Annotated in this window: 3 protein-coding genes and 1 tRNA gene; 3 read left to right on the top strand and 1 reads right to left on the bottom strand. The window is 62.2% G+C overall.

The features are described from left to right. Window positions 1-279: 279 nt before the first annotated feature. Window positions 280-3717: a hybrid sensor histidine kinase/response regulator gene (locus BGO64_RS11295; RefSeq protein WP_286700679.1), complete on the top strand. Its 3438-nt coding sequence runs from the start codon at window positions 280-282 to the stop codon at window positions 3715-3717. 373 nt (window positions 3718-4090) lie between these two features. Here the strand turns inward: BGO64_RS11295 and BGO64_RS11290 are convergent. Continuing rightward, window positions 4091-4180: transfer RNA gene (locus BGO64_RS11290), tRNA-Ser, on the bottom strand. A gap of 340 nt (window positions 4181-4520) precedes the next feature. Between BGO64_RS11290 and BGO64_RS11285 the strand changes: the two genes are divergently transcribed. Together BGO64_RS11285 and BGO64_RS11280 are read left to right on the top strand one after the other, a co-directional pair. Continuing rightward, the gene (locus tag BGO64_RS11285; RefSeq protein WP_049636696.1) at window positions 4521-5438 is read left to right on the top strand and encodes a L,D-transpeptidase family protein; all 918 of its coding nucleotides are present in this window, start codon (window positions 4521-4523) and stop codon (window positions 5436-5438) included. A 13-nt stretch (window positions 5439-5451) separates the two neighbouring features. Beyond that, window positions 5452-6444 carry a DUF481 domain-containing protein gene (locus BGO64_RS11280; RefSeq protein ID WP_045523882.1) on the top strand — a complete coding sequence of 331 codons (993 nt, stop codon included), beginning with the start codon at window positions 5452-5454 and terminating at the stop codon, window positions 6442-6444. Window positions 6445-6498: the final 54 nt, after the last annotated feature.

The raw sequence follows: 6498 nt of genomic DNA, 5'->3' as shown, positions 1-6498 counted from the left end.
GTCGTGCTCTACCAACTGAGCTATTCCCGCATGACTGCTTGCGTGCCAGTTGCCTGACAACGAGGCGCATTATACGTACCCCGAGCCCGGGCACAACCCTTTTTTCTCACTTTGAGCCCTTTCCCGTGCTGTTTGCTCACCCTTTAGACGCCTTGGTCGAAAATCCCCCCGCTCCCTGTGACCCGACGAGCGAATTTAAGATAAAGCCATTGAAATAGTTAGCCTTTAGTCAGAAACTCATCGCGCTTAGTAACTGGATTCTCAATTGAAAATCATGCGATGAAATGGAACTTCAGGCCTCGGGGGCTCAGACCGCAGCTGATGCTGGCTTTTTTCATGTTGGGCCTGGTGCCCTTCCTGGTCGTCACCCTGTTTTTCCTCTATAGCCACGGCAAGGATCTCACCACCCAGACCTCCAACCATCTGGTCTCGGTGCGCAACATCAAGAAAAACCAGCTGCAAGACTACTTCGGCAACCTCAAGGAGCAGATCATCAACTTCTCCCAGCAGGACTTTGCCGGCAACAGTATCGGTCGCTTCTACGGTTTCACCGGTGCCTTCGAGAAGCTCGGCACCACGCCGCAGGAGGCCCGCGCCCGCGCCCAGGCCCGCTATGTGCCGGGCTCCTGGGACAAGCTGCAACAGCCCGACAGTCAGGTGGAGATAGAGCCCTCCATCAGTGCCCTCATCCTGGCGGACGAGATGTATGGCCGCGTCCACCAGCGCTTCCATCGCGGGTACGCCGACATGGTGCGCAAGTCCAACTACAGCGACATCTTCCTGGTCGACCTCAACGGTGACGTGGTCTACTCGGTCACCAAGCAGGCCAACTTCGCCACCAACCTGCTCTCGGGACCCTACCAGTCCAGCGGTCTTGGCAACACCTTCGCCAAGATCAAGCGCCGCCTCGATGGCGGCCAGAAGCCCCAGCAGATCTTCGAGTTCACCGATTTTGGCCGCAACGAGCTGACCGGCCAGGTGGTCGCCTACCTCGCCGCTCCCGTGATGCAGTACGACTATGTGCGCGGCGTGGTCATCTTCGAGCTGCTGCCGGACAAGCTCAACCAGATCATGGCGGAGCGGGAGGGGCTCGGCGCAACCGGCGAGACCATTCTCATCGGCCCGGACAAGCGGATGCGCGCCAACGCCTGGCTCGCCCCCGAATTCAGCGTGGAGAACAGCTTCAGCCCCGACTTCCGGCCGCTGCAGACCCCCCTCATCATCAAGGCCCTCTCCGGGGAGCAGGGGGTCGGCCCCTTCCTCTCCTACCACGATGACGAGGTGCTGGCCGCCTATACCCAGGTGAAGGTGTTCGATACCGAGTGGGCCTTCATCGCCGAGATCTCCACCAGCGAGGCCTATGCCCCCATCCGCCAGCTCGAGACGCTGGTGATCCTGCTGGGGGCAGGCTCACTGCTGCTGCTGATCCTCTTCTCCCGCTGGCTCTCCCACTCCATCACGGCGCCCCTGCGATCCCTCACCGCCGCCGCCGAACAGGTGGCGGACGGCGCCCTGGATCACCCCATCACCATCCCCCGCACCGACGATGACATCGACCGGCTGGCCCAGGCGTTTCGCCACATGCAGCGTTCGGTGAAGGACAAGATCGAGCTCATCGAACGCCAGACCCAGGAGCTGCAACAGCAGGTCAAGCTGACCCACAAGCAGAACCTCAGCCTGCAACAGGCGGACAAGCTCAAAGACGAGCTCCTGGCCAACACCTCCCACGAGCTGCGCACCCCCATCCACGGCATCAAGGGGATGGCCGAGTCCATGCTCGCCAGCCAGCAGGACCTGACCGAAGGGCAGCAGAAGCAGCTCGGCCTCATCATCAAGAGCGCCGACGGTCTGGCGCGCCTCGTGGACGACTTGCTCGACTACCACCAGATGCGCTACGGCCAGCTGGAGATCCACCCACAGCCGGTCTCCTCCAAGGGGGTCATCCGGCTGGTGCTGGATCTCTGTCAGCACCTCGTGCAGGCCAAGCCCCTCACCCTGGTAGACAAGAGCCCCGCCGAACTGCCCCCTGTGCTGGCGGACGAGCAGCGCCTCGAACAGGTGCTCTACAACCTGGTGGGCAACGCCATCAAGTACACCCCCCAAGGCAAGGTGGTGCTGAGCGCCCTGGTAGAGGGCAACTTCCTGCGCATCAAGGTGACCGACACCGGCATCGGTATCGCCAGGGACCACCTGGAGCACATCTTCGAGCCCCTGGTGCAGATGAGCCCGGAAGTGAGCAAGCAGGGAGCGGGCCTCGGTCTCTCCATCACCCGCCAGCTGGTACACCTGATGGGGGGGGAGCTGTTCGTGGAGAGCGAGCCGAGCGTCGGCTCCACCTTCGCCTTCACCCTGCCGCTGGCCAGCGGCAAGGCGGGCAGTCTGACCCTCGACAGCCGCCAGATAGAGCACCAGCTGGTGCGCCAGCAGCCCGTCATCCTGCCGGACTGGGAGAGCGAGGATCTGCCGCCCCCGCCGCAAGATGCCCCCGTCATCCTGGTGGTGGATGACGAGCCCATCAATTTGCACATACTGCGCCACCTGCTGCAGCCCTGCGGTTATCGCATCCTGCCCAGCAGCGACGGCCACGACGCCCTGACCAAGCTGGCTCAGGAGCCGGTGGATCTCATCCTGCTTGACGTGATGATGCCCACCCTCTCTGGCTTCGACGTCTGCCGCCGTCTGCGCCAGCAGCACCCCAAGGAGAAGCTGCCGGTGCTGCTGCTCACCGCCCTCAACCAGCCCAAGGAGATTGAAGAGGGTTTCAACGCCGGGGCCAACGACTATCTGGTGAAACCCTTCTGCAAGGAGGAGCTGTTCGCCCGGGTGAGAGCCCTGCTGGAGGCCAGCGCCGGGCGCGCCTCCCTGGTGGAGAACCGCCTGCTCAAACAGGAGATAGAGCACCGTCTGATGCTCCAGGAGCAACTGCACCAGGATCAGGAGCGGCTCCTCGCCCTGCTTGGCGAGGGGGCCGACCCCATGGTCTTCCTCGATGAGCAAGGAGGGGTGCTGTTTGCTTCCCGGGCCCTGGCACGCCTGCTGGGTCAGGAGCCGGAAGCCATGGAGGGGCAGATGCTGGACGAGTGGCTGGCCGCCCCGCTGGCAAGCCAGTGGCCCGACATGACCGCGCAGCCGGAGCGGGAGCTGGACTTCCTGGTGGCGGGTCAGCGAGACACCCTCAACGCCCGCGCCCTGCCCATCAACCTGGGGGGGCAGCACGCCTATGCGCTGACCCTTGGCACCGAACCGCGCCAGGACGACAATCGCATGGCTGCACTGGAAAACGCCCTCAAGAGCCTCTCTCGCCAGGCCATCATCGAGGATGGCCAGTTGCTGGGGGAACTGAGCCGGCTGGGAGGGGAGTTCAGGTCGCTGGCGGACGATCTCATTCGCCAGCAGGATGACGAACCTCTGCGCCGCGCCCTGGTGGACACCATGCGTCTCACCCTGGAGACCTGGCAGCAGAGCACCGGCAAGGGCAAGATAGTGCTGGCGGAGAAGAGCAAGCTGTGGCGGGTCTACATGGACCGCTCCAGTCCCCAGACCCGCACCCTCGACAAGTACCTGAACCTCGACACCCTGCCCAAGGCACCGCGCTGGAAGACGGTGGTGGCCAGCGCCGAGTACGTGCTCAAGCACTGCGCCCTGAACGAGGTGCAGCACCAGAGTCTGCACCAGTGCACCCAGCGCCTTCGCCAGCTCGCCAGCCGCAAGGCATGAGTCTCCAACTCGCAGCCACGTTGCTCTGATGATGGCTGCGGGATAGAAAACCAAGCACCAATGGCCAGCTCTGGACACATCGACTCGCAGGCTTTCTGCGCCTATCAGGGGGATCGCGATGGCTGAGCTCGCGGGGTCGGCCAGATGACCCTGCAGGTGCGGGCCCATTCCCCATCACCATGTTGGTGATGACCCCGGGAGACCTGTCTGGGCCGGCAAGTGGCTAATCAGGTGACATAGACATTCGAGAGAATGGGGTGAGACTTCGCAACCCCGTGACCACAGGCCCCAAATCGGGAAAGACATTGGGAGATGCCTGAGCCGGGGGTAGAAATGAAAAACCCGCGACGGACGCGGGCTTGAGGGGAATAAATGGCGGAGAGACAGGGATTCGAACCCTGGGTGGCATTGCTGCCACAATTGATTTCGAGTCAATCCCGTTCGGCCACTCCGGCATCTCTCCACGGGCACTCATATTGACCCAACCCTAGCCGGGAAATCAATGTAAATCTCGTTGCAGATCAGACGACTGGCGATAAAACCGCCATCCGGCGATCCCACCCCTCCCGACACCAGTGACTTTCACCCGGCAGCGCCTCCTCGCTCACTGTCTCCACCCTGTACCCGGTTCCGGGCGGATGAATACGGCGAGCCTGATGGGCCAGTGACACCCTCTGACGCGCTCGCCACCGCCCTCCCGGCAGTCATGGTGCCGGACTGGTAATCCCCGCGGGATTCGTTGACAATCTCTGCTCATTTTTTGGAAGGGAACCCGTCCCTCGCCCCAGCCGATAGGAACAACCATGCTCAACACTCGTATCGTCTCACTGTTGCTGGCCGCCGCCAGCCTCTGGGCCGCACCTGTCTGGTCCAACACCTATCCCCTGCCGCCAGCGGACAGCCGTCTCATCGGCGCCCTGGAAGATTACATCGTACAACCTGGCGATCATCTGGAACTGGTCGGCAAGCATACCCGGACAGGCTTTCTGGCACTGCTCGAAGCCAATCCCGGCGTAGACCCCTATCTGCCCACCCCGGGCACCCGGCTCACTCTGCCGACCCAGATGCTGCTGCCCGACGTGCCGCGAGAAGGCATCGTCATCAACCTGCCTGAACTTCGCCTCTACTACTTCCCCAAGGGCAAGCAGGAGGTGATGGTGCTGCCCATCGGGATCGGTGACATCGGCCGCGAGACGCCGGAGATGACCACCACCGTCATCGCGAAAAATCCCAACCCGACCTGGGTGCCCGGCCCCATGGTCCGCAAGTCCTGGCTGGAGCAGAAGGGGATCGATCTGCCCGCCGTGGTCCCCCCTGGCCCCGACAACCCCCTCGGCAAGTTCGCCATGCGTCTTGGCTATGGCAACAAGGACTACCTCATCCACGGCACCAACAAGGATTTCGGGGTCGGTCTGCGAGTCAGCGCGGGTTGTATCCGGCTGCGCCCGGATGACATCGAAACCCTGTTTGGTCTTGTTCCCGTCGGCACCCCGGTCCGTGTCATCAACCAGCCGGTCAAGATGGCGGTGGAACCCGACGGTCGTCGCTGGCTGGAGGTGCACTCTCCCCTCTCCCGCACCGAAGCGGAGATGGCACAGGGGGCGCCGCTGGTGCTCTCCCCCGAAGCCGAGCAGTTCATCGCTGCCCCCGACATCGACAGTGCCCGGGTGACCGCCCTGCTCGAGCACAAGAGCGGGCTGCCCAAGCCCGTGAGCGGCTGAAGGCCTGACCACCATGAACAGAATCAGTCATGTGGTTTGCCTGTTGTTTCTGCTGCCTGGCTCCGCGGCGATGGCGGACATCCTCTGGATGCGCAACGGCGATCGTCTGAGCGGGACCATAGAGGAGATCACGGACGAGCAGATCCGTATCAAGCCCGCCTACAGCCAGGCCATGACGGTCCCGCGCCACGCCATCAAACGCTGGCGTCTGGACAAGCAGGAGAAACCCAAGCCGCTCACCAAGACGGGGATCCCCCTACTGGACTCTCCTGACGAGGCCAATGCCTGGCTGCTGACGGGGAACGGGGATCTCAACATCAAGCTCAAGGAGAACACCAAGAAGACCAACAACGTCAATCTCAAGGTCTCCACCGAGTTTGCCAATCTGGACTGGCGTTACAGCCTGGATGGCGAGTACATCTACGAAACGGCGAACAACATCACCGACAGCCACGAGTACAAGCTCAAACCCAAGCTCGACTTCTTCTTCGACGATCACTGGTTCCTGCGATCTTCCGTCGACATCGATTACAACATGATCGAGGCAGGCTATCTGGAGATTGACTATGCCTCCGGTCCCGGATACCGCTTCTGGAATGACAGACAACGCCGGCTGGAGATCATCAGCCAGCTCGGCCTGGAGCGGGCCTATTTCAGGCCGGAGGTGTGGAGCAACTCAGACCTGTTTGACGACAGAATCATCAATTATCCCTTCGTCAGCCTGGGTTGGGACTACCGGCAGCCCTTGGCACTCTGGGAAGAGAAGTTCGAGCTGTTTGGCAAGGGCAGTTATGAAAGGTTCGTCGACCAACCATCCCCCTATCTGACCAGAAAGCAGTCCGTCAGCGGCAGCCTGGGCCTCAGGTATTACTTCAGCGATCATTTGCGTCTCTCCTGGTCAAGCGAGCTGGATTGGGACGATGCCTGGCTCGACTACCATGGCCTGAACATGGATGTGAGCGAGAAGGAGTGGCGTCACCTCATCACCCTGGGGGCGAGTTTTTGACCCGCCAGAAACGACACAGGCCCACCGAAGTGGGCCTGTGTTCATGGACGCAAG

The organism is Aeromonas sp. 62-46 (assembly GCF_001898585.1).
In the GTDB taxonomy this organism is placed as follows: domain Bacteria; phylum Pseudomonadota; class Gammaproteobacteria; order Enterobacterales; family Aeromonadaceae; genus Aeromonas; species Aeromonas caviae.
Note: the sequence above shows the minus strand (reverse complement) of the source record. Positions and strands in the feature narration are given on the sequence as shown.

Coding starts and splice junctions, on each gene's coding strand:
- BGO64_RS11280 (WP_045523882.1), top strand. CDS start 5,452: ATGAACAGAATCAGTCATGTGGTTTGCCTGTTGTTTCTGCTGCCTGGC.
- BGO64_RS11285 (WP_049636696.1), top strand. CDS start 4,521: ATGCTCAACACTCGTATCGTCTCACTGTTGCTGGCCGCCGCCAGCCTC.
- BGO64_RS11295 (WP_286700679.1), top strand. CDS start 280: ATGAAATGGAACTTCAGGCCTCGGGGGCTCAGACCGCAGCTGATGCTG.